Annotated in this window: 20 protein-coding genes; 7 read left to right on the top strand and 13 right to left on the bottom strand. The window is 70.3% G+C overall.

Annotated features, from left to right (window positions below):
• Nucleotides 1-69 precede the first annotated feature (69 nt).
• The 8 genes from D7X55_RS03275 to D7X55_RS03310 form a co-directional block, all read right to left on the bottom strand.
• Nucleotides 70-3,255, bottom strand: a complete 3,186-nt coding sequence (locus tag D7X55_RS03275) for an efflux RND transporter permease subunit (RefSeq protein ID WP_121722198.1) — start codon at nt 3,253-3,255, stop codon at nt 70-72.
• A 46-nt stretch (nt 3,256-3,301) separates the two neighbouring features.
• On the bottom strand, nt 3,302-4,561 hold the full coding sequence (locus D7X55_RS03280) for an efflux RND transporter periplasmic adaptor subunit (protein WP_199746845.1): 1,260 nt from the start codon (nt 4,559-4,561) through the stop codon (nt 3,302-3,304).
• 253 nt (nt 4,562-4,814) lie between these two features.
• A complete protein-coding gene (locus D7X55_RS03285) occupies nt 4,815-6,647 on the bottom strand; it encodes a hypothetical protein (RefSeq protein WP_121722199.1) in 1,833 nt (610 codons plus the stop codon).
• A gap of 215 nt (nt 6,648-6,862) precedes the next feature.
• Nucleotides 6,863-7,831 carry an ADYC domain-containing protein gene (locus D7X55_RS03290; protein WP_120550151.1) on the bottom strand — a complete coding sequence of 323 codons (969 nt, stop codon included), beginning with the start codon at nt 7,829-7,831 and terminating at the stop codon, nt 6,863-6,865.
• 187 nt (nt 7,832-8,018) lie between these two features.
• Nucleotides 8,019-11,834 (bottom strand): bifunctional serine/threonine-protein kinase/formylglycine-generating enzyme family protein, encoded by a 3,816-nt coding sequence (locus D7X55_RS03295; protein ID WP_121722200.1) that lies wholly within the window; start codon nt 11,832-11,834, stop codon nt 8,019-8,021.
• A 120-nt stretch (nt 11,835-11,954) separates the two neighbouring features.
• On the bottom strand, nt 11,955-12,425 hold the full coding sequence (locus D7X55_RS03300; protein ID WP_199746846.1) for a response regulator: 471 nt from the start codon (nt 12,423-12,425) through the stop codon (nt 11,955-11,957).
• Between the two features lie 205 nt (nt 12,426-12,630).
• Nucleotides 12,631-14,445: an Ig-like domain-containing protein gene (locus D7X55_RS03305; RefSeq protein ID WP_121722202.1), complete on the bottom strand. Its 1,815-nt coding sequence runs from the start codon at nt 14,443-14,445 to the stop codon at nt 12,631-12,633.
• A 277-nt stretch (nt 14,446-14,722) separates the two neighbouring features.
• Nucleotides 14,723-16,360: a carboxypeptidase-like regulatory domain-containing protein gene (locus D7X55_RS03310; protein ID WP_121722203.1), complete on the bottom strand. Its 1,638-nt coding sequence runs from the start codon at nt 16,358-16,360 to the stop codon at nt 14,723-14,725.
• A 151-nt stretch (nt 16,361-16,511) separates the two neighbouring features.
• Here D7X55_RS03310 and D7X55_RS03315 point away from each other — a divergent pair, with 151 nt between their 5' ends.
• The 3 genes from D7X55_RS03315 (at nt 16,512) to D7X55_RS03325 (ending at nt 20,347) form a co-directional block, all read left to right on the top strand.
• The gene (locus D7X55_RS03315; protein ID WP_121722204.1) at nt 16,512-16,955 is read left to right on the top strand and encodes an HIT family protein; all 444 of its coding nucleotides are present in this window, start codon (nt 16,512-16,514) and stop codon (nt 16,953-16,955) included.
• Between the two features lie 72 nt (nt 16,956-17,027).
• Nucleotides 17,028-19,895: a TonB-dependent receptor domain-containing protein gene (locus tag D7X55_RS03320; protein WP_233609545.1), complete on the top strand. Its 2,868-nt coding sequence runs from the start codon at nt 17,028-17,030 to the stop codon at nt 19,893-19,895.
• Nucleotides 19,896-19,909: 14 nt separating this feature from the next.
• The gene (locus D7X55_RS03325; protein WP_121722205.1) at nt 19,910-20,347 is read left to right on the top strand and encodes a GNAT family N-acetyltransferase; all 438 of its coding nucleotides are present in this window, start codon (nt 19,910-19,912) and stop codon (nt 20,345-20,347) included.
• Between the two features lie 3 nt (nt 20,348-20,350).
• Here the strand turns inward: D7X55_RS03325 and D7X55_RS03330 are convergent, their stop codons facing one another.
• Nucleotides 20,351-21,562: an MFS transporter gene (locus D7X55_RS03330; RefSeq protein ID WP_121722206.1), complete on the bottom strand. Its 1,212-nt coding sequence runs from the start codon at nt 21,560-21,562 to the stop codon at nt 20,351-20,353.
• An 87-nt stretch (nt 21,563-21,649) separates the two neighbouring features.
• Here D7X55_RS03330 and D7X55_RS03335 point away from each other — a divergent pair, with 87 nt between their 5' ends.
• Complete coding sequence (locus D7X55_RS03335) at nt 21,650-22,111, top strand: FKBP-type peptidyl-prolyl cis-trans isomerase (RefSeq protein ID WP_120550162.1); 462 nt, start codon at nt 21,650-21,652, stop codon at nt 22,109-22,111.
• A 31-nt stretch (nt 22,112-22,142) separates the two neighbouring features.
• On the opposite strand, the gene D7X55_RS03340 is transcribed toward D7X55_RS03335, so the two are convergent.
• Nucleotides 22,143-22,367 carry a hypothetical protein gene (locus tag D7X55_RS03340; protein WP_120550144.1) on the bottom strand — a complete coding sequence of 75 codons (225 nt, stop codon included), beginning with the start codon at nt 22,365-22,367 and terminating at the stop codon, nt 22,143-22,145.
• 91 nt (nt 22,368-22,458) lie between these two features.
• Here D7X55_RS03340 and nudC point away from each other — a divergent pair, with 91 nt between their 5' ends.
• Entirely contained in the window at nt 22,459-23,289 is an 831-nt protein-coding gene (gene nudC, locus D7X55_RS03345; RefSeq protein ID WP_121722207.1) for an NAD(+) diphosphatase, read from the top strand.
• Nucleotides 23,290-23,339: 50 nt separating this feature from the next.
• Nucleotides 23,340-24,032: a radical SAM protein gene (locus D7X55_RS03350; protein ID WP_120550142.1), complete on the top strand. Its 693-nt coding sequence runs from the start codon at nt 23,340-23,342 to the stop codon at nt 24,030-24,032.
• A gap of 108 nt (nt 24,033-24,140) precedes the next feature.
• Here the strand turns inward: D7X55_RS03350 and D7X55_RS03355 are convergent, their stop codons facing one another.
• Nucleotides 24,141-24,422 carry a hypothetical protein gene (locus tag D7X55_RS03355; RefSeq protein ID WP_120550141.1) on the bottom strand — a complete coding sequence of 94 codons (282 nt, stop codon included), beginning with the start codon at nt 24,420-24,422 and terminating at the stop codon, nt 24,141-24,143.
• A gap of 93 nt (nt 24,423-24,515) precedes the next feature.
• On the opposite strand from D7X55_RS03355, the gene D7X55_RS03360 reads away from it, so the two are divergent.
• On the top strand, nt 24,516-24,821 hold the full coding sequence (locus D7X55_RS03360; protein WP_120550140.1) for a hypothetical protein: 306 nt from the start codon (nt 24,516-24,518) through the stop codon (nt 24,819-24,821).
• 8 nt (nt 24,822-24,829) lie between these two features.
• Here D7X55_RS03360 and D7X55_RS03365 read toward each other — a convergent pair whose 3' ends face one another.
• Both D7X55_RS03365 and D7X55_RS03370 read right to left on the bottom strand, forming a co-directional pair.
• Complete coding sequence (locus D7X55_RS03365) at nt 24,830-25,234, bottom strand: hypothetical protein (protein WP_147442829.1); 405 nt, start codon at nt 25,232-25,234, stop codon at nt 24,830-24,832.
• A gap of 189 nt (nt 25,235-25,423) precedes the next feature.
• Nucleotides 25,424-25,663, bottom strand: a complete 240-nt coding sequence (locus D7X55_RS03370) for a GIY-YIG nuclease family protein (RefSeq protein WP_120550161.1) — start codon at nt 25,661-25,663, stop codon at nt 25,424-25,426.
• Nucleotides 25,664-25,892: the final 229 nt, after the last annotated feature.

Below are 25,892 nucleotides of genomic sequence, written 5' to 3' on the forward strand. Positions count from 1 at the left end.
CCCGACCCTATGGCCCCGAGCCCCATGCGCCAACCGTTCCTTGAGGGTGACGCGAGCATCCGGTCCGCGTCAGTCCTGCCGGGCCTGCGGCTGGGGCCGGGGCTCGCCGCCACCGTGCGACGCGCCGTGTGTCTGCCCGTTCCCCTTGAACACTCGGCGCAGCTTGCCGCCCATCCACGCACGGGCATCCGACAGGATTTCATACACCGTCGGAATCACCAGCAGCGTGAGCAGCGTGGACGTGATGACGCCGCCAATCACCGCGCGGCCCAGCGGCGCGCGGAAGTCACCGCCCTCGCCGTGTCCCAGCGCCACCGGCACCATGCCCGCGATGAGCGCGAAGGTCGTCATGATGATGGGCCGCAAGCGGATGCGTCCCGCTTCAATCAGCGCCTCGCGCAACGGCATGCCCTTCTCGTGCTGCCACTTGGCGAAGTCGATGAGCAGGATGGCGTTCTTCGCCACGATGCCCATCAGCAGGATGACGCCGATGAGGCTCATGATGTTCAGCGTGTCCCCTGTCACCACCAATGCCAGCACCACGCCAATCAGCGACAGCGGCAGCGACACCAGGATGGCCAGCGGATCCAGGAACGAACCGAACTGGATGACGAGGATGAGGTACATCAGCATCACCGCCACGCCCAGCGCCAGGAACACCCGGCCGAACACCTCCTGCTGATCCGCGGACTCGCCGCCGGTGGACAGCTCGTAGCCCGGCGGCAGCTTCACCGCCTTGAGCCGCGTCTGGATGTCGTTCGTCACCTCCGACAGCGACCGCCCCGCCACGTTCGCCTGCACGTTGATGACCTTCTCGCGGTTGAGGTGGTCAATCTGCGCCGGGCCCACGGTCTGCTTCACGGACGCCACCTGTCCCAGCGGCACCGTCACCGGCGTGCCCGTGGGACTCGTGCCCACCACCAGGGGCAGCTGCGCCAGCTGGGACGGGTTCTCCCGGAACTGCGGCGCCAGGCGCACCATCACGTCGCGCGTCTCGCCAATGGGGTCCACCCAGTCACCGGAGTCCAGGCCCGCGAAGGCCGGCCGCAGGGACTGCGCCACCTGCCCCACCGTCACGTTGAGCTGGCCCGCGACGCCCCGGTTGAGCTCCACCTCCAGCTCCGGCTTCTCACCGCGCGTGGACAGCCCCACGTCCACCGCGCCCGGCACCTGCTTCACCTCCTTCATCACCTGCTGCGCCAGCTGGTTGAGCCCCTTGGACTCCGGCCCGCGCAGCTCCAGCTGGATGGACTTGATGGCCCCGCCAAAGCCGCTGGTGAACACGGACGTGTTCGCGCCGCCCACCGCGAGCAGCTCCTGGCGCAGCGTCTTGCCCAGCACCTCCTGGCTCGCCTTGCGCTCCGTCTTGGGCTTGAGCCGCACGTACACCAGCGCCTGGTCCACGCCCGGCGAGCGCAAGGGCAGCGGCACGCCAATGGTCGTGTACGTGTACGCGACCTCCGGGTGCTGCCGCGTGATGCGGGACACCTCCTCCACCTTGCGCCGCGTGTAGTCCAGGCTGGAGCCCGCGGGCGTCTCCACCAGCATCTCAATCTCCGCGCGGTCGCTCACCGGCACGAAGCCCGCGCCGCCGAAGAGGCCCTGCAGCGCCACCGCGCCCACCAGCGAGCCCACCGCCAGCAGCACCATCGCGAGCCGGTGGTCCAGCGCCCAGGCGATGATGCCCTTGTAGCGGTCCGCCTGCCGGTCGAACCAGTGGTTGAAGCGCTCCAGCCCGCGCGAGATGAAGTTGCGCCGCTCGCCCTTCTCCACCTGCGGGTCGGGCCAGTACGCGCTGAGCATGGGGTCCAGCGAGAAGCTCACGAACAGCGACACCAGCACCGAGCACGCGATGGTGAGCGCGAACGGCTTGAACCACTGCCCGGCCACGCCGTACATGAACGCCACCGGGACGAACACCGCCACGATGGAGAACGTCGTCGCCGCCACCGCGAGGCCAATCTCGCTGGTGCCCTCACGAGACGCCGTGTAGTGGTCCTTCCCCATCTCCACGTGCCGCACGATGTTCTCGCGCACCACGATGGCGTCGTCGATGAGGATGCCAATGGCCAGCGTCAGGCCCAACAGCGACATCGTGTTGAGCGTGAAGCCGAACGCCCACACGCTCACGAACGACGCCAGCACGGACACCGGCAGCGCCAGGCCGGTGATGACCGTGGAGCGCCACGAGTTGAGGAACAGGAACACCACCAGCACCGTGAGCAGCGCGCCCTCAATCAGCGCCTGCTGCACGTTGACCACCGAGTTCTCCACGCGCGTGCCCGCGTCGCGGACAATCTCCAGCTTCGCGTTGGCGGGCAGCCGCTGCTGGAGCATCTTCACCCGCTCGCGCACGCCGTCCGCGACCTCCGTGGTGCTGTAGCCCTTGGTCTTGATGACCTCGATGCCCACCGCCTGCGCGCCGTTGTAGAGCGACAGGGTGCGAGGCTCCTCCGTGCCCGCGAACACGTCCGCCACTTCACCCAGCCGCAGCGCGCGGCCGTTGCGCTCCGCGATGGGCACCTGCGCGAAGTCCTCCGGCGTCTCCAGGCGGCCCTTGAGCCGGATGGTCTTCTCCTGCAGCTCGGTGTTGAGCCGGCCCACCGGCGCCGCCAGGTTCTGCGCCTGGAGCGCGGCCACCACCTGCGCCACCGACAGGCCCGCCGCCTGGAGCGACGCGGGCCGCACCTGCACCGTCATCTCGCGGTCCACGCCGCCCACCACCGTGGCCTGCGCCACGCCGGGCACCGAGCGCAAATCCCCCACCACCATGGGGTCCGCGATGAGCGTCAGCGCGGGCACGTCCAGCGCGTCCGACGTCAGCACCAGCGACACGATGGGCTGATCCGCCGGGTCGAAGCGCGTGAGGATGGGCTCCTCCATCTCCTGCGGCAGGTCCGCGCGCTTGCTGGAGATGGCGTCGCGGATGTCCTGGGACGCCTCCTGGATGTCCTTCTCGAAGTCGAAGAAGACCGTGAAGTTCGCCAGGCTGTCCGTGGAGCTGGACGTGGTCTTCTTCCCGTCCACGCCGGAGATGGCGAAGATGGCGTCCTCGATGGGCTCCACGATTTCGCGCTCCACCGTGTCGGGTGATGCGCCCGGGTACGCGATGGTGACGTTGATGACCGGCTGCTGAACGTCCGGGAACTCGTCCGTCTCCAGGTTGATGAGCGCGACGATGCCGAACACGACGAGCGCCACCATCGCCGTGATGGTGATGATGGGGCGCTTGATGGCGAAGTCGGAGATGAACACGGACGACTCCTGCGGTGCTGCTTCAAGAAGTGGAGACGCCTCGCGGCTACTTCGCGGGAGCCTGTGCGGGAGGCGTGGCCGTCCCCGCCGCCGCCGGAGCCTTCACCGGAGCCTGGGGCCCACTGCCGCCCACGCCCTGCTGGGCCTCCGGAGGTGAGACGGACCGGGGCTGCTTCTTCGGCGCTTGCGGCGCGGCGGTGAGCTTCACGGGCGTGCCGGCCGTCAGGTCGCGCGCGGAGCCGAGCAGCACCACGTCCCCGGCCTTCAGCCCCGACCTCACCTCCACCGCCTGCGCCACGTCGTCGCGCAGGCCCAGTGTCACCGCCACCTGCTCCACCTTGCCGTTGGAGACGCGCTGCACGGTGGGCGGCTCCTGGCGCGTGTCCAGCGCGTCCACCGGCACGGCCAGCGCCTCCTTCGCCTGGGACGCCACGCGCCCCTCCGCGAAGAGTCCGGCCAGCAGCGCCTGTTCGGTGTTGGGGATGTTCACGTAGATGCGCACCTGGCCCGTGGCGGGGTCCACCGCCGGGTTGATGCGCTCCACCTGCCCCTTGAAGGCGCGGTCCGCGAAGCCGTTCACGCGGAAGTCCACGGACGTGCCCACCTGCACCTGGCCCAGCTGCGCCGCGGGCACGGAGGCCTCCAGCCGCAGCGTGGCGGGGTCCACCACCGTGAAGAGCGGCGCGCCCGGCTGGACGATGTCGCCCGCGTGCACCTGCCGCTCGCTCACCACGCCCGCGAAGGGCGCCGTCACCTTCGTGCGCCCCAGCTGGTCCTGCGCCAGCTTCAGCCGAGCCTGCGCGTCCGCCAGCTGTCCCTCCGCCTGCGTCCGGGCCAGCTGCGCGCGCTCGAAGTCGCGGCGGGTGATGACGCCCTGCCGGACGAGGATTTGATTGCGCCGCTCATCCGCCCGCGCCACCTGCAAGGCATTGCGCGCCACGCGCACGGTGGAGCTGGCCGCCTGCACCTGCTCGCGCAGCGTGCCCTCGTCCACGCGCGCCAGCAGCTCGCCCTCCTTCACCGCCTGCCCCTGGTCCGCGTGCACGTCCAGGATGCTGCCCCCCACCTCCGCGCGGACGCTGGCCAGCCGCTGCGCCTGGAGCGACCCGGAGATGACGGGGCCGCTCTCCAGCTTCATCGGCTCCACGCGCACCACGTTCTCCGGCCCCAGCGACACGACGGTGGGCTCGGTGGGCGCGACCTCCTCGGAGCGCTGTCCGCAGGCACCCGCCAGCCAGACGGCCGTCAACACGGCCCCCAGCCGCCGTCCCGCGCGGCGGCCCGTTGTCCTCTTGGTGCGTGCCACGGCCTGCCTCCCCGGCTCTCCAAGGCGGACGGCCTCGGAAGCTCAACCCGGGGTGGTCCCCAGGGCCGGGTAAACGTGGTGCTGGCCCCCCGGCCGGGGAAGTCGTGCCACCACCGGCCGTGAACCTGGAGAACACACCCGGCCCGTCCCCCAGGCAGGCGGGAAGGCAGGCGGACGACGGCTGGAACGACGACGGCCTCCGTCCCCGCGTGAGGGAACGGAGGCCGCGCGTGCTCCACACCGTGGGGAGGCTCTAGTGGACGCTCGGCGCAGCGGTCACGAACGCCGAGGTGAGGCAGCTCTGGTTCGCCATCTGGTCCAGGAACGTCTGGCGCGCCAGCACCTCGTTGAAGGTGCGCACGGGCGTGCCATCCGCGCGGTCCGGCACGGTGAGCGCGCCGGAGAGGAACGGCGACAGCGCGCCGGTCCAGCTCACGTGGGTGAAGTTCGTGCCCAGTTCGTCACCATGGCAGCCGTCGCAGGTGTTGAGCGAGAAGACGTGCCGCGCCTGGCGGTTGGGGATGATGGACGCCGGCTGGCTCCAGAACGGCGGGATGGCCGTGGGGTTCGTCACCACGGCGCGGCCCGCGCGGAAGGTGCCGCTGGTCAGCAGCGGGACGGAGTACGTGCCCGCGACGATGGCCGGCGCGGTGGCGTTCACGTAGGCCGGGAACAGCGTCGTCTGCCGGATGCGGTCCGGCGTCTGCGCCACGGTGTGGCTGCTGAGCATCGACGGCACCGGCGGCGGCGTGGTGGAGAACGAGTTCGGGTTGATGGTGCTGTTCCAGAGGCGGAACTCCCGCAGCTCCCAGGGGCTGGCCAGCCACTCGTCGTTGGTGCGCACCTGGTTGATGGAGCTGCGGTTGGGCTTGCGCGGGGACAGGTCGCGCCTGGCGAACTGCTCCGTCAGGGCCTCCAGCGCCGCGTTGTACGTCGCGCTGCCCAGCGCCATCCCGGACAGGGCCTGCCACTGCTGCGCGTAGGCCTTGATGTCCGTGCAGCCGTTCTTGTCCACCCCGTACTCCAGGATGACCAGGAAGGGCACCGTGTAGCAGCTGCTCCCTACGCCCGTGGTGGCCGCGAAGATGAAGCGGCCCTCACCCGCGCTGCCGGAGCCGTAGGCCGGGTTGCTGCCCGCCAGGTCCAGCCGGTTCACGATGGCGATGAGCTTGAACGGCGACCTCGCCAGGTTCAGCTCACCGGAGGCCAGCTTCGGCCACGGGCCGATGAGGTTCGCCGCGATGGACGTGCGCGGCGGGTTCACGAAGCCGTTGATGGTGCGCGGCTGCTCCCACTGCCGCAGCCACTCGCGCACGAAGGTGGTGGGGGCCACGCCCGTGAAGGGCTGGTTGGCCATCTCCGTCATCAGGTAGTTGAACGTCCACTTGCCGTTCGGGTTGCCCGCGCCGGTGCACGGGTCATACGTGCGCGTCACGTCGTTCACGACGGCGGGCGCGCGGATGATGAGCGAGCGCGCGGGGTCCACCAGCGACGCCAGGCCAATGGGCTGGATGGGCACGGGCTGGCCCACCGGGAACTGCGTGCTCAGCGCCGTCACCGGCACGGTGCGCACCAGCTGGCGGTTCTCGAACACGGCCGTGGTCAGCTGCGTCTGCGACTGGGACTGCGCCTGCGCGATGCGCTGCTGCTGGGCCTGGAGCGCCACGAAGTCGAACGTGCCGGAGGCCGTGAAGAGCAGGTCCCCCGCCACCGCGTCGCCGCCCTGGCCGTCGTCGCGGAACGTCAGCTGCTGCGTGCCTTCCGCCATTGTCAGCGTGCCGCCGCGGAACGCCTCGTTCTCCGCGCGGTTGTCCTTGAGCCTCAGCTGGAACACCGTCGCCGTGGACTTGCTGGCCGCGCCCTGCGGAATCGCGAACAGGGACTCCACCACCGGGCGCGCCGCGTCCCCTTCCAGGGCCTGCAGGGCCGTGCCGAGCGCCGCCTCCACCTGGGGCGCGGAGGGCGCGGGGGATTCGGACGGCTCCGGGGCGGGCTGACCACAGCCCACCGCCAGCGACGAGGCCAGGAGCGCGAACGGCAGACGCTTCCGGGAGTGCTTCCACAGCAATGACAGCTCAGGCTTCATGGGGTGTGCTCCACTCACGACGGGGTTACCGCGACGACAACCTCGCGATGGGGCACCCTCCCCTTCCCTGAACGCGGAAAACGCCCCACCCCCTCCGGTCCTTGCGACGCGGAGGCGAATGGAGCGTTCTCATACCACGGGACACTGATTTTTATCGACTTCCAGACTTTGTAACCTAATCCGTTACAAGCCTGGGATTGCTGTAACCTGTCAGGCTACAGGCCGCTGGCGCCGTAGGGCGACTCGCTGATGAGGCGGGTGCCGGACTGGAAGTGGCTGGTGCTGCCGCAGTCCGGGATGGGGCTGACGCCCTGGCACGTGACGGGCACGTGGGCGCGGGTCTCCGAGGTGAAGCAGCGCGCGCCGGTCTCGTTCCACTCGGCCTCCACGCTCCAGGACTCGGTGTCCGTCTGCACGCCCACGCCGTCGTAGAGGTTGACCCACTGGCCGTCGGTGGTGTGCGAATTGCCGTCGCCGCAGAAGTCCGCGCGCACCATGCGGGTGCAGGCCTGGTGGTGGCCCGCGAGGCTCTCGCCGTTGGCGGCGGTGGCCCAGGGCTTGTAACCAAAGTGCATGCACTTCGCGATGGCGGCGCCCTCGCAGGCGAAGGTGAAGGCGGTGGCGTCTTCAATCTTGTCGCCGCCACCGGCCACGCCCTGGAGGTAGTTCCAGCGGCCGGCCACGGCGATGGCGGAGACCGGAGCGCCGTTGGAGTCCTGGCACACGGAGCGCCAGCTGCCGTCGGAGCCCTGGTAGGAGACCTGGTAGGACCACAGGTCGCTGTCGGCGCCGCTGCCCTGGGTGATGTCGTCCACGCGCAGGTGCAGGGTGCTGCCGTCACCCATCTTCCCGACGAAGCGCGCCCCGGTGAAGCCCAGGCCCGACACGGGGGTGGAGCCGTCCAGGCCGGCGAAGGCCGAGCCCTCCAGGTGCACGTTGCTCAGCGGCCTGCCGAAGGCGGAGTGGGCGCCCGCGTACGCCACGGACACCAGCATGCCGCCCAGTTCGCTGTTGTTGAGGTTGCGGCCATTGAGGTTGCGGCCGTTGAGGTTGCGGCCGTTGGGAGAGACGACCTCCGCCACTTGCGTGCGCAGGGAGGGAGCCTCGGGCTCCGACGATTCCATGCCACAGCCCACCGCCACGACGGCGAAACACGCCGCGACCACTCGCTGCAACGTCCTCATCTGGATGCCCCTTCCCTGCCCCGACCCCGACCCGCACCGTTCTCTCAGGGAACAAGGTCAGTCCGGGGGACAGGAGCGGCAACCGCGCGACACCCGTCCGGGCACTTGCAGCGTCCAGTGGCGTCCAGTTGGGAGCGACCCCGGGGTGAGGTCAGCGGTTCCCGGGGCTTTGAGTGTCCGGTGGTGCTCAGCCGCCGGACACGGGCGCGTCCGCGCAGACGCGCAGGCCCACCGTGACGTCACGCAGCGAGGCCTCCGGCAGCTCCCGGTTGGAGGAGCGCGCGCTCGTCACGTTGAAGGTGAAGCTGCCCCCTCGGGCCACCGGGCGGCCGGGCTCCAGCCACGAGCGCGTCCATTCCCAGACGTTGCCCGCCATGTCATCCGCGCCGAAGGGGCTGCGGGACGCGGGGTGGCTGCCCACTGCGTCCGGGCCGAAGCCGCCCGGGTCCTTGCCGTAGGTGACGTCCACGTTGGCCTCGTCCGGGCCCAGCCGGTTGCCGTGGGGGTACTCGCGGCCGTCCACGCCGCGAGCGGCGCGCTCCCACTCCAGCTCCGAGCACAGCCGCGCCCCCGGCACCCGCCCGGACGTGGACAGCCACGTCACGTAGGCCTCCGCGTCCGCGAAGCTGATGCCGCTGACCGGGAACTGGCGCCAGTCCTGCGCCGTGCGCTGCGAGCGTCGCGCATACCGCACGGGCTCGCCCGTCCGCGCCGTGTAGCGCACGCCGCCGGGCTGGAAGCGCAGCCGCCAGCCGTTGCCCTCCGGCTCCAGCGACAGGCCTCCGGCGTAGCCACCCGTGCCCACGCGGGGCTGGCGCGAGGCGCGCTCGTCGGGGGGCAGGGCCGCCAGGTACTCGAGCCAGTCCGCGTACGTCGTCTCGTGGCGGGCGATGAGGAAGCCCTGCACGGGCACCGTGTGCAGCGGGGTGGCGTTGAAGAAGTCGCGCACGCTGGACTCGGCTGCGCTGCCGAAGCGCACGTCGCCCGGGGGCACGTACACGAACCCTGGCGGCAGCGAGCCCGTGCGCACCAGCGGCAGGACGACGCGCCGGGACTCCCCGCGCGTCAGGAGCAGCGGCTGCACCGACTCCTCGTGGCCCGGGGCGCGCACGGTGAGCTGGTACGCCCCCGGAGGCACGGTGAGGCCGGTCCACGGGAGCGCGCCCGGAGAAGGCAGGGGCTCGCCCACGACCTCCGGCGCGCCGGGCTCGCGCGTCACGGGGCGCAGCTCCGCGGAGGCGCCGGGGGCATCCACCTGGAGGGACAGCTGCGCGGGCGAGTTCCAGCGCGCCCAGCGCACGCCGTCGGGGTCGTAGAGGCGCAGGCGCTGGAGCAGCGCGGGCAGCACGGGCTCGCGCTCGCTTTCGGCCCACAGGGCGCGCTCGTAGAGGAAGTCCGCCAGCGCGTCGCGCACGTCGGTGCGCGTGGGGGCCAGCGCCAGCGCGCGCTCCAGCCGGTCCGCCACGGCGTCGAAGTGGTGGGCCAGCTGAGCGGCATGTCCCGCGGCCTTCGCCCAGCCCCGGTCGCCGTCCGCCTTGTGGCCGGTGTCGTAGAGCCCGAAGGCCTCCGCGCGCTCGGCCTGGAGCGCGTCGCGTTCGCGGCGCACGGCCTCCAGCTCCGACCCGGCCAAGGCCAGCTCCAAGCGCACGCGCGCGTCGAGCACGCGGCGCTCGCGCCACTGGAGGCCCGCGTACACGAGCGCCAGCGACACGAGGAAGCCCAGCGCCAGGCCCACCTTCATGCGGCGGCTGCGCACGCCCGTGCGGCGCGAGGCGTGGAGGAAGGACTGCTCGCGCTGGGTGAGCTCGGAGGGCTCCAGGAGCGCCGTCTCCGCCAGTTGGCGAGGGCCCCACAGCGACTCGCGCGCGTGGCCCAGGCGCTCCCACTGCGCGGCGGCGGCCTCCAGCCGGGCCTGCACCTCGCGGCGCTCGCCCGCCTCCACCAGCCAGCGCGCCAGCGTGGCCCATCCCGTGAGGAGCGCTTCGTGGGCCAGCTCGTACGCGGTGCCGCCCTCCCCTTCGCGAGCCACGAGCAGGCGCGCGCGCACCAGGGCCTCCAGCGCGGCGCGGTAGCGGGGGTCGTCGCCCACGAGCTCGCGGTCCGTCTTGCGCGCGCGCGTGCCGTCCGCCGTCACCAGGCGCAGCATCACCCCGCGCGCAGCCGAGCGCTGGTCGGGCAACAGGCGCGCCACCGCGGCGTCCGCATGCCGGGCGAGCGCGCCCGTCACCCCGCCCAGCGAATCCAGCGCCGCCTGGGTCATCACGCCCCGGGACTCGTCGCGCGCGTCCCACAGCTCCGCCAGCGCGAACTGGAGCAGCGGCAGGCCGCCATCGGACGCGGCCGTGGAGGCCACGAGCGCGTCCACCACGGCCTCGGACTCGAAGCGCACGCCCTTCACGCGGGCGGGGCCGACGATGGCCTCGCGAGTCTCCTCCGGGGTGAGCGCGCGCAGCAGGTACAGCGCGTGCGGCACCTCCGGCCCCAGGCCAGGCACGGCGGTGAGGCGGGTGAGGAAGTCGCTGCGGCCGGTGGCGAGCAGCCTCAAGCCCCCAGCGGCCTCCGTGAGCGACCCCAGCGCGGCGCCCGCGAGCGCGGCCTCCTCCGGCGGGGACAGCGTCACCAGCTCTTCCAGTTGGTCCATGTAGACGAGCAGCCCGCCCTGCGTGCCCAGCTTCGCGCGCAGCCTGCGGCCGAGCGACGTGGGGTCCTGGCGCAGCGTCTCCGCGAGCGGCTCCTCGTCCACCTCCAGCACCGGCGCGAGCGCCGCGGCCAGCGCGGACACGGGCCTGCGCCCGGGGACGAGCCGCGTGGTGCGCCAGCGCCGGCCGTCCTCCAGCGCGCCGTCCGCCACGGCGGGGAGGATGCCCGCCAGGCACAGGGACGACTTGCCCACGCCCGAGTCGCCCGTCATCAGCAGGAAGGCCTCCGCCTTGAGCCGCTCCAGCACGGCGCGCTGCTCGCGGCGGCGGCCGAAGAAGAGGGCGCGGTGCTCGGCCTCGAAGGCGCGGAGGCCCCGGTAGGGATTGCCCTCCGGAATGACGGCCGGCAATTCCTCGCGCGTCAGCGCCTCCAGCGCGTCGAGCAGCTGCGCGGCGGACGCGTGGCGCTGGGCCGGGTCGCGCTTGAGGCACTTGTCGATGGCGGCCGCGAAGCCGGGGTCCACCGACGGGGCCACCTCCAGCAGGGGGCGCACGTCGCGGGTGCGCACGGCCTCGGACAGCTCGCGCCAGGGCACGTCGCGGAAGGGGCCCTTGCCCGCGCACAGCTCATAGAGCACGACGCCCAGCGAGTACACGTCGCTGCGCGCGGTGAGCTCCTCGCCGGCCCAGGCCTCCGGGGACATGTAGTAGGGCGTGCCCACCAGCGCGCCGCGCGGCAGGGACGGCAGGAAGACGCCGTCCAGCGAGCGGGCGCCCAGGGCCGGGCTGGACTCCGGGTCCCAGTCCGCGGGCAGCTCCGGCGGCGGCAGGGGCGCGCGCGGCGGGGTGGGCTCACTGGACTCGGCGCGGTCGAGCAGCTTGGCCAGGCCGAAGTCGAGCAGCTTCACCTCGCCGCTCTCCGTGAGGACGGCGTTGCCGGGCTTGATGTCACGGTGGAGCACGCCCCGGCGGTGCGCGGCGCCCAGCCCCCGGGCCAGGTCCCGGCCAATGCCCAGCGCGCGCTCCCAGGGCACGGGCCGGGCCAGCCGGTCCAGGCTGACGCCCCGGATGAATTCGGAGATGAGGTACGGCTGATCCTCCAGCTGCCCCACCCGGTACAGGGTGACGACGTTGGGGTGCTGGATGCGGGCGGCGGCGCGGGCCTCCACGAGGAAGCGCGCCAGCGCGTTGGAGCCCAGCGCCGGGATGAACTTCACCGCGACCGGACGCTCCAGCAGCGTGTCGTGCGCCAGGTACACCCGGCCCGTGCGCCCCCGTCCGAGCGGCCGCACGATGCGGTACTCGTCGAACTCCTCGGGAGGAGTCCACGCGTCGGGAGGTGGGGACGAGGCGGGAGAGCCCACCAGGATTGCCTACGTTTCCCGCGTCCGTGGGTCAACCGGGGGGCCGGCGGGAGCCTGCCCCGGCGCAGGGTGCCGCACCCGAGTGTCCACCCCTGGACACCGCGGGCAGGCAGCCTTGGGTTACTCCTGACCCGAGCGGGGCTTCGCCTTGCTGGGTTTGAGCATGTTGCGGATCTTGTTCTCCAGGTCCTGGGGCAGGCAGGGCTTGGCGACGAACTCGTCCGCGCCCACGGACAGGGCGTGCTCGGCGTTGCCGGCGAGCACGTGGCCGGTGAGGGCCATCACGGGGATGTCGCGGGTGCGGGTGTCCTGCTTGATGCGCCGCGTCGCCTCCCAGCCATCCATGACGGGGAGGGACAGGTCCATGAGGATGATGTCCGGCTCCCCCTCCTGGGCCTTCTCCACGGCTTCGAGGCCGTTCTTCGCGGTGTCCACCTCAAACCCGCAGAACTCCAGGTATTCGGCGTACATCTCGCGGGCGTCGTCGAAGTCGTCGACGACGAGGACGCGCTGCTTGGCGGAGTTCACGGGAGCGGGCCCGCCGCTCACGGTTGGCTCACCCTCTGGAGATGTCAGGACCGCGTTCTTCATGGAGCAGAGGCCTCGCATGCAGGGGAGGGGCGGATCGAATCTAAACACGTCCACCCAAAAGCGCCCGTTCTCGCCAGATTTCCCTGGACGGCTCCCAGGGTAGGTCCGTTGTCCGCTGTGCGACAGGGACACAGCGGATGACAGTGTAGGTGGCTGGAGGGACTGGGAGTAGGGGTTCCGACAGGAGCCCCGGCCGTCAGCGGGTTCAGTCGTTGGGGCGGAAGACGTGGAGCTTGGACTGGGTGGGGTCCTGCTCTTCGGCCTCAAGCCACGCGAGGAAGATGCGCCCGTTCTTGTCCAGGGCGAGCTGGGACTTCTTCACCGTCGTGGCCCCCGGGTTGGCGCTCAGCGGACCGCCAACCTGTTCCCAGTGGTCCGCGTCCCAACGATGGAGGTAACCGCTGTGGATGAAAGGAGCGTCCTTGCTCTCGGGTTCCCGCGAGAGCAACAGCAGCCGACCTTGCTGATCAACCTTGAGCGCCTCTGCGTAGACATCTGTCTTGCCTGGAGCGCCGCCATACGGCGTCGCAAACTGCGACCACCTTCCATCCGGCCCGCGCCTCGAGATGGAAACCGCGTGCGTTTCATCATTCGTGGGAACAGCCATATACAGACTGCCATCCGATGCCCCCGTCAATGCCATCAATGGCCGGGGCGCCATATCAGACAACACAATCCCGGACGTCACATAGTTTCCAGTTCCGACCCAGGTCCCTGCCCAGTGTTGCCATCCGCCACTCGGCCACCCTTGGCTCCAAACGGCGAAGAGTTCGTACAAACCAAATTCGATGCGAACGGACGCAATATTCCCAAGCCCGGAAAGCTGCTCACGCCCCATTGGCCCCCACCCCCCGCCCTGAAAAGTAAACACACTAATCCCTGAGTTGGAGGAGCCCAGTTCCTTGAATGCGAGCACTGGAGCACTCCGTTCCACTCGCAGGCTCAAGTCGCTGAGTGCCGCCTGAGCCAACTGCGGAGAGATCGGCGCCCCCCAAGTCAACCACTCTGTTCCGTTCCATCGCCGGACATGGACTTCGCGGCTTCCATCTTTCCTTGGCTGGATCCATGCGACCTGCGGAATATCCAGTGCATCAACGCCCAGAGCACATTCAGTCGCATTCAGGCTATCCGGCTCCGGCCTGAGCGGGCTCCCAAGCGCCTCCCACGACAGCCCGTTCCAGCGCCGGACATGGGCCCCCAGGGTCTCGTCTTCCACCCACGCCACGATTGGGTTCCCAGCCTTATCAAGCTGGAATGAAAAGTCCCTGACATGCGCCCCCATCTGAGCTGAGAGGGACTGGCTCATCGAAATGAAGGATGGGACGAACCAGGAGAGTCCCTGGGTGGGGAGTTCCAGTGGATTTCCCACCGCGTCCGTCACAGTGCCTGAAAGCACCAACTCAACGGTGGCATCAAGTGGGAGCGGGTTCACCGGCCGCAACGTCAGGCCCTTCCCGTCTTGGGACAGAACCACGTCCACAGGGAACGTGGACTCGCCGTTCCGCAATGCGAAAGACTGGCCAACCACTGTCGCAGCAACAACCGGCTCCGACAGGGTGAGCTCAATCGTTGGCTTCACCCTCATCTGTACCGAGCCGTTTTCTGGCGACACCGTCATGAGTCGAGGGCCTGTCCGATCGATCGTAATCCTTCGCGGCGCACTCACGACCTCGCGCCCGCATCGGCGTGCGCGCACCGTCAACTCATGCATCCCTTCGCCGGTCGAACTCGTATCCCAATCAAGCGCGTAGGGCTCTGACAGGACGCTGACGGGTGACCCGTCGACGAGCAATTCAACAGTTGATGGCGCAGGCCCTGTGAGCTCGACCTGAACATTCAATCGGTCGCGTGTGGCGCTTCCATCGTTGGGGGACATCCAGCGAAGCAGGATAGACGCATCGCCTTCTACACCTGCGCAGGCAGACTCCTTGATTTCCGGAACCTCGATACACCCGGTTCCAAGTAGCGCTATCGCCCACAGCAGGGATCTGAGGTTTTTCATGTTCATGCAGTCCAGCAAGCCAGGTTCCAGGCAACGCACACGCGCAGACCCGCTGAATTCCTAGGACTTCATCGCAGCCCGTCCTGCGAGCAAGTCCAGAGCAGGGACTCGGATCTCACTCATGGACTGTGTCCATCATCACAAATGACAGGGCCCCGAACGAGAGACCTCGCAGCCCCAGAAACGCGGACGCCCTCGCGAGGTATCACTCGCGAGGGCGCTCGATTCAGCCATCAAGTGAAGTCAGGGCCTCACAGGGCACTGACCCGCTCAATTGTTCCAGGTCATGCGCCTACTAGGGATTCGGATTCCTCGGCTGAATGACCATTCCCGTGCCATTGACATCCTCATTCAGGGGCTGGCCCCAAATGGTTTCGTAGGCATCAGTGGCCCCCTGCTGAATCAGCTTGCTGAACTCGACCTTGAACTTCAGGCTGCTGATCTGCTGCTGGCTGAAGAAATTCGCGCCGCTATAGGTGAAGGAATAGCGGGTGCTGTAGGTCGAGGGGATGATGCCGAAGACAGGCTTCTCGGCGGGGGTACTGACCACGTAAGGAGCCACAGGTTCAGCTGAGGAGAGAAGGAACCCTGATGCATTTCCGACCTCACCCTGGACGTTGCCGAGGCCGCCGTTACCATCAAGGTCCTCGTTGAAGAAGACCTGCACAGTCGAGCCAAGCAGTGCCTTGATAGGCGCCGAGAACGTCACATAGACGGTCTCACCGCTGTTGAGCTGAGTGGAGGCCGGCGCAATCGAGGAGGTCTCCTGATAGCGGACGTCCGTGATGGATACCGACCGCGGAGCAGTCTGGTCACCGCCGAAGAAGAAGCCCGTCTGGCTGATGTTGGTGCCACCCTCAGCGGACACCGCACGGACGAAGATGTTGTACTCCTTCCCCTCCTGCACGATGCCGCTGGCCGGGTTGATGGTTACCGAGTAGCCACCCACGTTCACCGAGGCAGTCACCGGCAGGGACTCCTTCGCGTACTCGTCCGTCAGGCGCACGAGCAGCGAGCCCGGCTGCACCGGCTGGTTGAAGTACACGTAGATGGGCTCGCCCGGACGCACCATGTTCCGGAGCGGATCAGTCTCACCCCTCAGGCTGCCCACGTTGCCGCCCATGATGGACAGGTTCCCCGTGCCCGACGGCTTCGAGTAGGCCAGCTGCGCGAGGTACGTGGACTGGGTCGTCACGATGGTGCTGCCCGAGTAGCTCTGGGAATAGCCGCCCGTGTCCACGACGCCGTCGCCGTTGGAGTCCATCGGCGCGATCCACAGGTTGTACGTGCCGTTCAGGCGCGCCAGCTCGATGCCCGCGGGGATGCCGTTGAAGGTCATCACGCCGTTGGCGTCCGCCGTGGCCTCCACGTAGACCTTGCTCACCACGGAGTTGGCCTGGTCGTAGTTGCTCAGGATGACCGAGCCGGCCTTGTCCACTTCCAGCACGCCCTTCGCGCCCACCGCCGGGCGGCCCTGCGGCGTCACCACGGTCACGCTCAGCGAGCCGTTCAGCTGCGTCAGCGTCACCGGGCCGAAGCTCGCGTTGCCGTTGTTGATGGGGACCGTGCCCGCGGAGGACGGGACCGTGGACGTCGCGCGCAGCGTCGAGTAGCCGCTCTTGCTGAACGTCAGCAGCACCTGCGCGCCCGCCGGCACGTCCGTCATCACGAAGTTGCCGCTGGCGTCCGTCGTCGCCGACTTGCCCGTCGGCTGGCTGCCAATCGTCATCGCGACCTGCACGTCCGCGATCGGCTGCAGCGTCGTGCTCAGCACCTGGCCGGACACCGTGCCCTTCGGCGTGGAAGGCACCACCACCGACACGTTGTTCGGATCACGGATGCCGTCCGCGACACCATCGTTGTCCGCGTCAGTCGGGTCACCGCACCCCCAAACCATTAGCGGCAACACGGCCATCAGCACTTGCTTCTTCATCGTCCCCACCTTGAATTTATGACGGAATTTTCACGCCCCAGCTGCTCCCAAAGGGCGGAAATCGGACACTCCCCGACCCGGGCCCACGCAGTCAAGGTGGGGTGAATTCTACCCAAGGGCGTCCAAGCGCCCCGAATCAGGATGACTCGCCATGTCAGACGTCAACGACCCCTGTCTGGGCTGCGCCATCGTTCGCGGAGAGGTCCACCCACCGGGTGGCGTGCTCGCGCGGGCGCCCGGACTCGTCCTCCACGGGGTGGCCTCCCCCAGCCCCGTGCCCGGCTGGGTGGTGCTCACCAGCGATCAGCACGTGCGCGGCTGGTATGACCTGGACGAAACGGCCTCCAGGGAACTGGGCCCGTTCGCCGCGAGGGTGATGCGCGCCCAGCGCGAGGTGCTGGGCGCCGAGCACGTCTACGCCTTCGCCATCGGCGACGTGCTCCGCCACTTCCACCTGCACCTCGTCCCCCGCTTCGCGGACACCCCATCCCACCTCCGGGGTCGGGGCGCCTTCGACGCGGCCCCGGCGGAGCACCTTGCGCCCGAAGCACTGGAAGCCGCGGCCCGGCGGCTGGCGGCGGCGCTCGCCCGCTGACCCGCGCCCGGCGTGCAGGCGCCGGGTGTCGTGGACCTGACACCGTATCGGGGCGAGAATGCACGCGTCCTCATGCGTGCGTTCCCCCTCGGCCCCTGGCTGCTGTCTCTCTGGCTCCTCACCGCCGGTCCTGCCTTCGCGGACAACAACGCGGACGAAGCGGACATCGCCTTCGAGCTGGGCAACGACGCGTACTCCCGCGGCAACTACACGGAGGCGCTGCGCTCGTACTTCACCAGCTACCGGCTGGTCCCCAACCGCAACGTGCTCTTCAACATCGCGCGCTGCTTCGAGGCCCTGGGCAAGTTCAACGAGGCGTACCGCTACTACAACGACCTCACCAGCGAGGACCTGCCGGCCGAGGACGCTTCCGAGGTCTCCCGCTCGCTGGAGCGGCTGCGCCCCAAGGTCGCCCTGGTGCGCGTCACCACCAACCCCCGGGGCGCGGACGTCTTCGTGGACCGCACGGACCTGGGCAGCCGGGGACGCTCGCCGCAGACGCTCGCGCTGTCGCCGGGCCGCCACAAGGTGCTGGTCCAGAAGTCCGGCTACCGCCCCACCGAGGCCACCGTCACCCTCGTCCGGGGACGGGAGGTGCCGGTGGACCTGGACCTGGGCCTCATCACCGGCATGGTGGAAGTCACCGGCTCCCCCGAGGGCGCGGAGATACGGGACAACCCCACCGGCCCCGTGCTGGGCCGCATCCCCGCGAAGCTTCGCCTGTCCCCGGGCCAGCGCGTGCTGCACGTGCGCGCGGCGGGACATGCGCCCGGCCAGTACGTCATCGATGTGCCCGCCGAAGGCACCCTGCCGCTCGCTGTCACGCTGAACGCCCAGACGGCGCCCAGCGGCCGCGTCGTCGTCACCGCCAACCACGACGGCGCCACCGTGCGCGTGGACGGCCGGCCCGCGGGCTTCACCCCCACCGTCGTCACCCTGCCGCAGGGCGAGCACGTCCTGGAGGTGGAGAGCCGCGACGTGCGCCCCGTGCGCCAGAAGGTCACCGTCGTCCCCGACCAGGAGGTGAAGGTCCACGCCACCCTGCGCTACGAGCCGCCTCCGGTGCGCGCCGCGTCCAAGCGCCTTCTGGCCGTGGACGAGGCCCCCGCCTCCACCACCGTGCTCACGCCGGAGGAACTGCGCGCGTTCGGCTGGCGCACCCTGGCGGAGGCGCTGGCGGGCGTGCGCGGCTTCTTCCTCACCGACGACCGGACGTACACGTACCTGGGCGTGCGCGGCTTCTCCCCGCCGGGCGACCTCAACACGCGCATCCTCATCCTCTGGGACGGCCACGCGATGAACGACGTGTGGGCCGGCCAGGGCTACGCGGCGCACGACCTCAGCGTGGACCTGGAGGAGGTGGAGCGCATCGAGGTCGTGCGCGGCCCGGGCAGCGCGCTGTACGGCACGGGCGCGTTCTTCGGCGTCATCAACGTGGTGCCGCGTGAGTCGCTGGGCCTGGACCGGCGGCTGGAGGTCACCGGCGCGGTGGGCGCGCTGGGCTCCACGCTCGTGCACGCCACCACGTCGTGGGAGGACCCCACGCGCTCCATCCTCTTCAGCCTGGCGGGCATGAAGTCCCACGGCGCGGACACCACCCGCCTGGGCGACCCGGGCCCCATCGTCACCGGCCTGGATGGCGAGAAGGCCGGCACCGGTTCGCTGCGCGCGCGCGTGGGCAACCTGTCCCTGGTGGCCCAGCTGCACGGGCGCAGCAAGGACGTGCCCACCGCGCCGTACGGCACCGTGGTGGGCGCGCAGGGCACGCGCGTGCAGGACGTGCGCGGCTTCGCCGAGGCGAAGTACGAGCGCCCCCTCTCCGAGCGCTTCGTGCTGTCCGTGCGCGGCGCGCTGGACCTGAGCCGCTACAAGGGCCACTGGAACTACGACGGCGGTGACAGCTCGGCGACGAACACCGACTCCGGCGCGGCGGACTGGCTCACCGGCGAGGCGCGCCTGCTGTCGGTCCTGTCCGACGCGAACCGCCTCACCGTGGGCGTGGAGGGCCAGGCCCAGCTGCGCGTGGACCAGAAGAGCGTGGGCCCCGCGGTGGCCGCGCCGCTGGACACGCGCACGCGCTCGCTCGTGTCCGTGTACGCGCTGGACGAGTGGCGCCTGCACCCGCGCCTGAGCCTGTCGCTGGGCCTGCGCGTGGACAAGTACTCCGACCTGGACTCGCTGCCGCTCACGCCGCGGCTGGCGGTCATCGGGCGGCCGTATGAGCAGGGCCTCACCAAGCTCGTCATCGGCCGCGCGTTCCGCGCCCCCAACGTCTACGAGCTGTTCTACCAGGACAACCTCCTCACCCAGCGCCCCGCGGAGCAGCTGAACCCGGAGACCATCACCACCTTCGAGGTGGAGCACTCGCACGACCTGACGCACGAGCTGCGCCTGACGGTCGCCGGCTACCACAACCGCATCTCCCAGCTCATCACGCTCAACACCGAGTCCGCGGCCACGCCCGGCTGCGGCACCACGAGCGCGCCCACCCAGTGCCTCGTCTACGCGAACAACTCCGGCGAGACGCTCGCGTGGGGCGCGGAGGCGGGGCTGCACTGGCAGCCGGGGCGCTGGCTGCTGGTGGACCTGAGCTATTCGTACGTGACGCTGCGCAACGCCTCGCAGGACGTGGTGGAGGCCGCGCCCGCGCACCTGGCCTCCGGGCGTTTCCTGCTGCCCGTGGGCAACGGCGACATGCGCATCGCCACGCAGGCCACCTACCAGAGCGCGCGGGTGCCCGGCGTCGCGGGCGCGGACAGCGGCGAGGCGCTGCTCGTGGGCTTCGGCGTGTCCGGCGACTACGGCCGGCTGCGCTACTTCGCGGGCGTGAACAACCTGCTCGACTCGCGCTACGCCTTCGTCGTGAGCGACGACGTGTCCGCCGGCCCCGTGCCCCAGTACGGCCGCACCTTCAACCTCCAGCTGACCGGCAGCTTCTGACAGACTCCCGCGCCATGACTGACCTCCGCTTCGACTTCATCGACCCGCGCCACCCGCTCTATGAGGGCGAGCTGGAGCTGCGCTTCCGCGTGCTGCGCGAGCCCCTGGGCCATGCCCGCGAGGACGTGAAGTTCCCCTTCGAGGACGACAGCCTCCACCTGGTGGCCCACGCGAACGGCATCGTGCAGGGCTGCGTGCTCTTCCATCCCGAGGACTCGCACGGCGGCCGGCTCTTCCAGATGGCGGTGCTGCCATCCCTGCAGGGCAAGGGCCTGGGCGCGAAGCTGGTGCGCATGCTGGAAGAGGAGCTGCGCAGGCGCGGCTTCCGCCACGTGCACCTGCATGCGCGCGCCCCCGTCGTCCCCTTCTACGAACGCCTGGGCTACGCGCAGTACGGCGAGCTCTACGAAGAGGTGGGCATCCCCCACCGGAACATGCAGCGCGACATCTGAAGCTCAGGTCGCCGGGGCGTGGGCCGCCGACAGGCGGCGGCTCCCCCAGAGCACCGCCACCAACGCCGTGAGCGACATGGCCGCGCCCACCGCGCACACGCCCGGCCAGCCCGCGCGCGTCCACGCCGCCATGCCCGCCCACGCGCCCGCGGCGCCGCCCACGAAGTAGGTCACCATGTAGAGGGTGTTGAGCCGGCTCCGGGCATCCGGCCGCAGCGAGTACACCCGCGCCTGGTTGGCGATCTGGTTCCCCTGCGCGCCCAGGTCCAGCAGCACCACGCCCAGCGCGATGCCCCACAGCGAGTGCCCCCACAGCCACAGCACGCCGAAGGACGCCAGCAGCACGGCGATGGCCAGCGCGTTGATGCGCCGCCCGGCGCCCCGGTCGGCGAAGCGCCCCACCAGCGGCGCGATGAGCGCGCCCGCCACGCCCACCACGCCGAAGAGGCCCGCCACCTGCGCGTCGTAGTGCCCGGGCAGTGAGCGCAGGTAGAGCGCCAGCGTGGCCCAGAAGGCGCTGAACGCGCCGAAGGTCAGCCCGCCCAACAGCGCGTGCAGCCGCAGCACCGGCTCCGTGCGGGCCAGGTGGATGAGCGACCGCATCAGCTGGGGATAGGGCATGGCGGCCACCGGCGGCGCGGCGGGCAGCGTGAAGCGCAGCACCCCGCCCGTGACGACCATCAGGCCCGCGGCCGCGAAGAACATGGTGCGCCAGCCCAGGTGCGTGCCCACGAAGCCCGCCGCCGTGCGCGACAACAGGATGCCGATGAGCAGCCCGCTCATCACCATGCCCACCACGCGCCCGCGCTCCGAGGGCGCCGCCAGCTGCGCCGCGAACGGGATGATCATCTGCGGCACCACCGTGGTGACGCCAATGGCGAAGCTCGCCGCGACGAGCACGTTCAGGCTGGGGGCGAGCCCCGCCGCCACCAGCGCCACGCCCACGCAGCCACACAAGAGGAGGATGACCTTGCGGCGCTCCAGGCTGTCCCCCAGCGGCACCAGGAACAGCATGCCCACCGCGTAGCCCACCTGCGTCAGCGTGGGCACCAGGCCCAGCGCGCTCCCGTCCGCACCCAGCGTCCGGCCGATGTCTCCCAGCAGGGGCTGGTTGTAATAGAGGTTCGCGACGGTGACGGCGCCGGCCACCGCCATCAACCAGACGAGCGAGGGACGAAGCGAAGCGGAAGGTGCGGGTCCGGAAGGCGTCTGCATGGCGGGCGGCGCAACGGATAAGCCCCCCATGGACGCGCTTCAAGCAGGACTTCCCCACGGGGCCCGCGCACGGCAGGCTTGCGGGCCATGCTTCGTCCCCTTCTGATGTGCGCGATGCTGGCCCTGGCCGGCTGTGGTGATTCCGATTCCTCCTCCGGTGACCCCGCGAAGGTGACCTACGCCGACTCCCTGGGCGTGGACCTGTCCGCGATGAACAAGAGCGAGTCCGGGCTCTATACGCAGGACCTGGTCGTGGGCACCGGCAAGGAGGCCGTCGTCGGCAGCCGCGCGCAGGTGCACTACACGGGCTGGCTGCCGGATGGCTCCGTGTTCGACAGCAGCCTCCCGCGCGGCGAGGCCTTCACGTTCGACCTGGGCGCGGGAAGGGTCATCCAGGGCTGGGACGAGGGCGTCGTCGGCATGCGCGTGGGCGGCAAGCGCAAGCTCGTCATCCCCTCCGACCTGGGCTACGGCTCGCGCGGCTCCCCGCCCGTCATCCCCAGTGACGCCGTGCTCGTCTTCGACGTGGAATTGCTGAACGTCTACTGACGCCTGGCTCCGGTGGACCCCGGCGCTGGACTCAGGCGCCGGGCGTTCCGCCGGACACGGGCGGCGCGGGGGGCGAGCGCTTCTTCGGAATCGTGGAGCGGCCCTTGGGGCCCTTCAGCGCCACGCCCAGCAGCATCGTCGCGGGCAGCATCATGCCCAGCCCCTGCGTGAGGTCCGCCGGCGGATGGGTCACCACGCCCAGCACCATTCCGGCGAAGAGCAGGCCGCACACGATGCGGAGGATGAGGGCGTTCACGTTCGAAGGCTCCCAGGCGGGCAGTGCCCGGTCACGGGCGGCCGGAGCATAGCGCGCGGCGCCCCGCCGCGCCGTCCGTTAAGGTGGCCGGGTGAGCCCCCTCGAACGCTTCCAGCCCGGCCAAGAACCGCCCGCCCGCTCGCGTGACTCCGCGCTCCTGTTCGCCGCGCGCGGCATGGACCTGCTCGTGTCCGAACACGACGGCCGCATCGACCTGCCCCGGGGCTCGGCCCTGCCGGAGGCCGCGGCCAGCGCCCACTTCCTGGGCGTGCTCGGCGAAACGGACTGCTACGCCGCGCCCGTGCCCAAGGACTTCACCCCACCGGAGGGGCTGAAGTTCGTGCCCGCCCGCACGCTCTACAAGCAGGTGGACGAGGCGACGTTCGCCGTGGCGGGCCGCGCGCTCTCCATCGCCGAGTGGGACCTGAACCACCGCTTCTGCGGCAGGTGCGGCACGGCCACGCAGCTGATCTCCGGCGAGCGCGCGCGCCGCTGCCCGGTGGACCACACGCCGTTCTACCCGCGCATCTCGCCGGCGGTCATCGTCCTCATCACCCGGGGCGACGAGATGCTGCTCGCGCGCAACGCGACCTTCCCGGAGCCCTTCTTCAGCACCGTGGCCGGCTTCGTGGACCCCGGCGAGTCGCTGGAGGAGACCGTGCGGCGCGAGGTGAAGGAGGAGGTGGGCGTGGAGCTGAAGAACGTCACCTACTTCGGCAGCCAGCCGTGGCCGTTCGGCCGCTCGCTGATGGTGGGCTTCATGGCCGAGTACTCGGGCGGCGACATCACCGTGGACGGCAAGGAGATCGCCGAGGCGCGCTGGTTCGGCGTGGACGACCTGCCGCGCATCCCGCCCCGCCTGAGCATCGCGCGACACCTCATCGACACCTTCATCGACCGGGTGAAGGCCCGCCGGACTTGACCCCCTCCCCCCAAGGGTGCGCTTGATGCGCCCCCTTCGCACCGCACGCCATGCCTGCCGCACGCCCGCACATCGAGCCCCGCCGCGTCCCCACCGCTGACTCCGTCGTGGTGAAGGAACTCTATCTCTCGCTCCAGGGCGAGTCCTCCCACGCCGGCATGCTGTGCGGCTTCATCCGCCTCACCGGCTGCCACCTGCGCTGCTCGTACTGCGACAGCGAGTTCGCCTTCCACGGCGGCAGCCGGATGAAGATTCCGGAGATCGTCGAGAAGGCGCTGGCCTGGAACACGCCCACCGTGGAGGTGACGGGCGGCGAGCCCCTGCTCCAGCCCGGCGTGTATCCGCTGATGGAGGCGCTGCTGGACGCGGGCCTCAAGGTGCTGCTGGAGACGAGCGGCGCCATCGACGTGCGGCTGGTGCCTCCGGCCGTCCACAAAATCGTGGACATGAAGACGCCGTCGTCCGGCGAGTGCGACCGCAACGACTACCGCAACCTCACGTCCATGAACGCCAACGACGAGCTCAAGATCGTCATCGGCTCACGCGTGGACTACGAGTGGGCGCGCGCGCTCGTGCAGGAGCACCAGCTGGGCAAGAAGCCCTACAGCGTCCTGTTCTCCACCATCTTCGACAAGCTCCACCCGCGCCAGCTGGCGGAGTGGATCATCGAGGACCGGCTGCCGGTGCGCTTCCAGCTCCAGATGCACAAGTACCTCTGGGACCCGAACGAACGCGGCGTGTGACGCGCCGCACAGGAAGCCACCGCAGCGCGCGCAGAGGGCCACCGCGGCCGCGTCCGGGTGCTGGCCACAGCGGGCGCCGGTGGGGCTGGAGGTCATGCTCCCTCAAGCCTAGAAGCCGGGAGGCGGCGTGCGGGCCATCACCGCCGCGATGCCATGCGCGCCCATGCCCAGGAACACCGCCGTCAGCACGGTGCTGGCCACGAAGCCCGCGACGATGAGGTTCTTGCGCGGGTGCTCGAACTGGCTGAACGCGTAGACGAGCATGTAGCAGGGGATGAGCAGCACCATCACGCCCGTGCCCACACTGCGGCGGAAGGCGTGCGTCAGCAGGAGGGCCGCGCACACGAGCGAGACGACCCCGAACAGGATGGCGAGTGGCAGGAGCGGCACACCCGCCCCCTTAGCACGCCTTCGCCCCTTTCGCGGCGGGCGTGCACATACTAAGGACGGCCCGCCGCTCACCCTCCGAGGAGGTCCCCGCCCATGGCCATGCTCAAGACGTTCCTCATCTTCATCCTGGCCGGCACGCTGCTGGGCACCGTCATCGCGTCGTGGGCGGCCCCCTCCTACATCGAGTGGAACAACAGCACGCCGCTCGCCTCGCAGACCATGTGCAACCTGCCGGAGGTGGTGCGCAGCGTGACGGCGTCGCTGATGCACTCGCAGCTGATGGGCGCGGCCATTGGCGCGGGCGTGGGCCTGGTGGCCGCCATCCTCTTCGCCGTGCGCGCCCGGAGCCGCGCGAAGCAGCGTCCGGGTTCGCCGCCGCCCGCGGCCACCGCCGCCTGAGGCGCGCGCTACTGCTGCTTCGGCAGCACGTAGATGTCCGGCGACTGGCCCAGCAGCACGCCGCCGTTGTGGTCCTGCACCTCCACCAGCAGGAAGATGGGCTGGTTGGGGTCCTCCGGCGGCGGTGGCACCGTCCAGGTGGGCGTGGCGATGTTCGGGTCGCTGAACACGCCGGCCGGCTGCGCCGGCTGCTGTGACCAGCGGTAGAAGATTTCGTCGTTGTCCTCGTCCGTCGCCTCCAGCTGCAGCTGGATGACCGTCCCCTCCTCGAACTTGAGCCCGCCCGGCGTATAGGGCGAGCCCAGCGGGCGCGGTCCGGCGTGGATGACGGGCTGGTGGTTGGGCCCGGAGCAACCCGCGGCACCCAGACCCAACGCGAGCAAGACGAACATGAACGAGCGAGAACGCGACATGGACTTCCCCCTGCCAGGAACGCCGACACCCTAATTCGACACCCGGCGTTCCGTACACCCACCCGGAGGCCCCGGCTGTTTCATCAGCAGGCGATGAAGCACCCGCGAGCGCCTCGCCAACTGTCGGGCGGCGCGCACTCCGGCCTCCAGAGGGCAATCCCTTCCACAAACAAGCCGGCGGGACGTGCGTCAGCGGCGTTTCGCGGTCCGAGCGAACAGCCGCAGCTTGTCCGCGCGCGTCAGCCGCTTGATGGCGGCCTCGCGGCGCAGGGCGGCGCTCCGGTCCAGGGCGGGCTCGCTCCACACCAGCGTCACCGGCAGGCGGGCCCGCGTGTACGCGGCGCCCTTGCCCCGGCCATGCGTGGCCAGGCGGCGCTCCAGGTTGTTGGTGGCACCCGTGTAGAGCGTGCCGTCCCGGCAGCGCAGCATGTACACGGTCCAGGCGGTGGAGGGGGCTTCCGACACGGCGGGCCCCACTCTACCGCCAGGACCGCGCCCCTCAGGAAGGCTTCTGCCCGGCCCCACGCTTGCCGTGCAGCCGCGCCAGCCGCCGCTTCTGGCTGCGGACCGCCTGCGTCTTGAGCACGCGCGCCATCACGTCCGACACCTGCGCCAGCGGATCCGTCCGCCACCCGGCCAGGACCTGCGTCTCGTGCAC

The sequence above is a fragment of the Corallococcus sp. AB049A genome (assembly GCF_003668885.1).
GTDB lineage: Bacteria > Myxococcota > Myxococcia > Myxococcales > Myxococcaceae > Corallococcus > Corallococcus interemptor.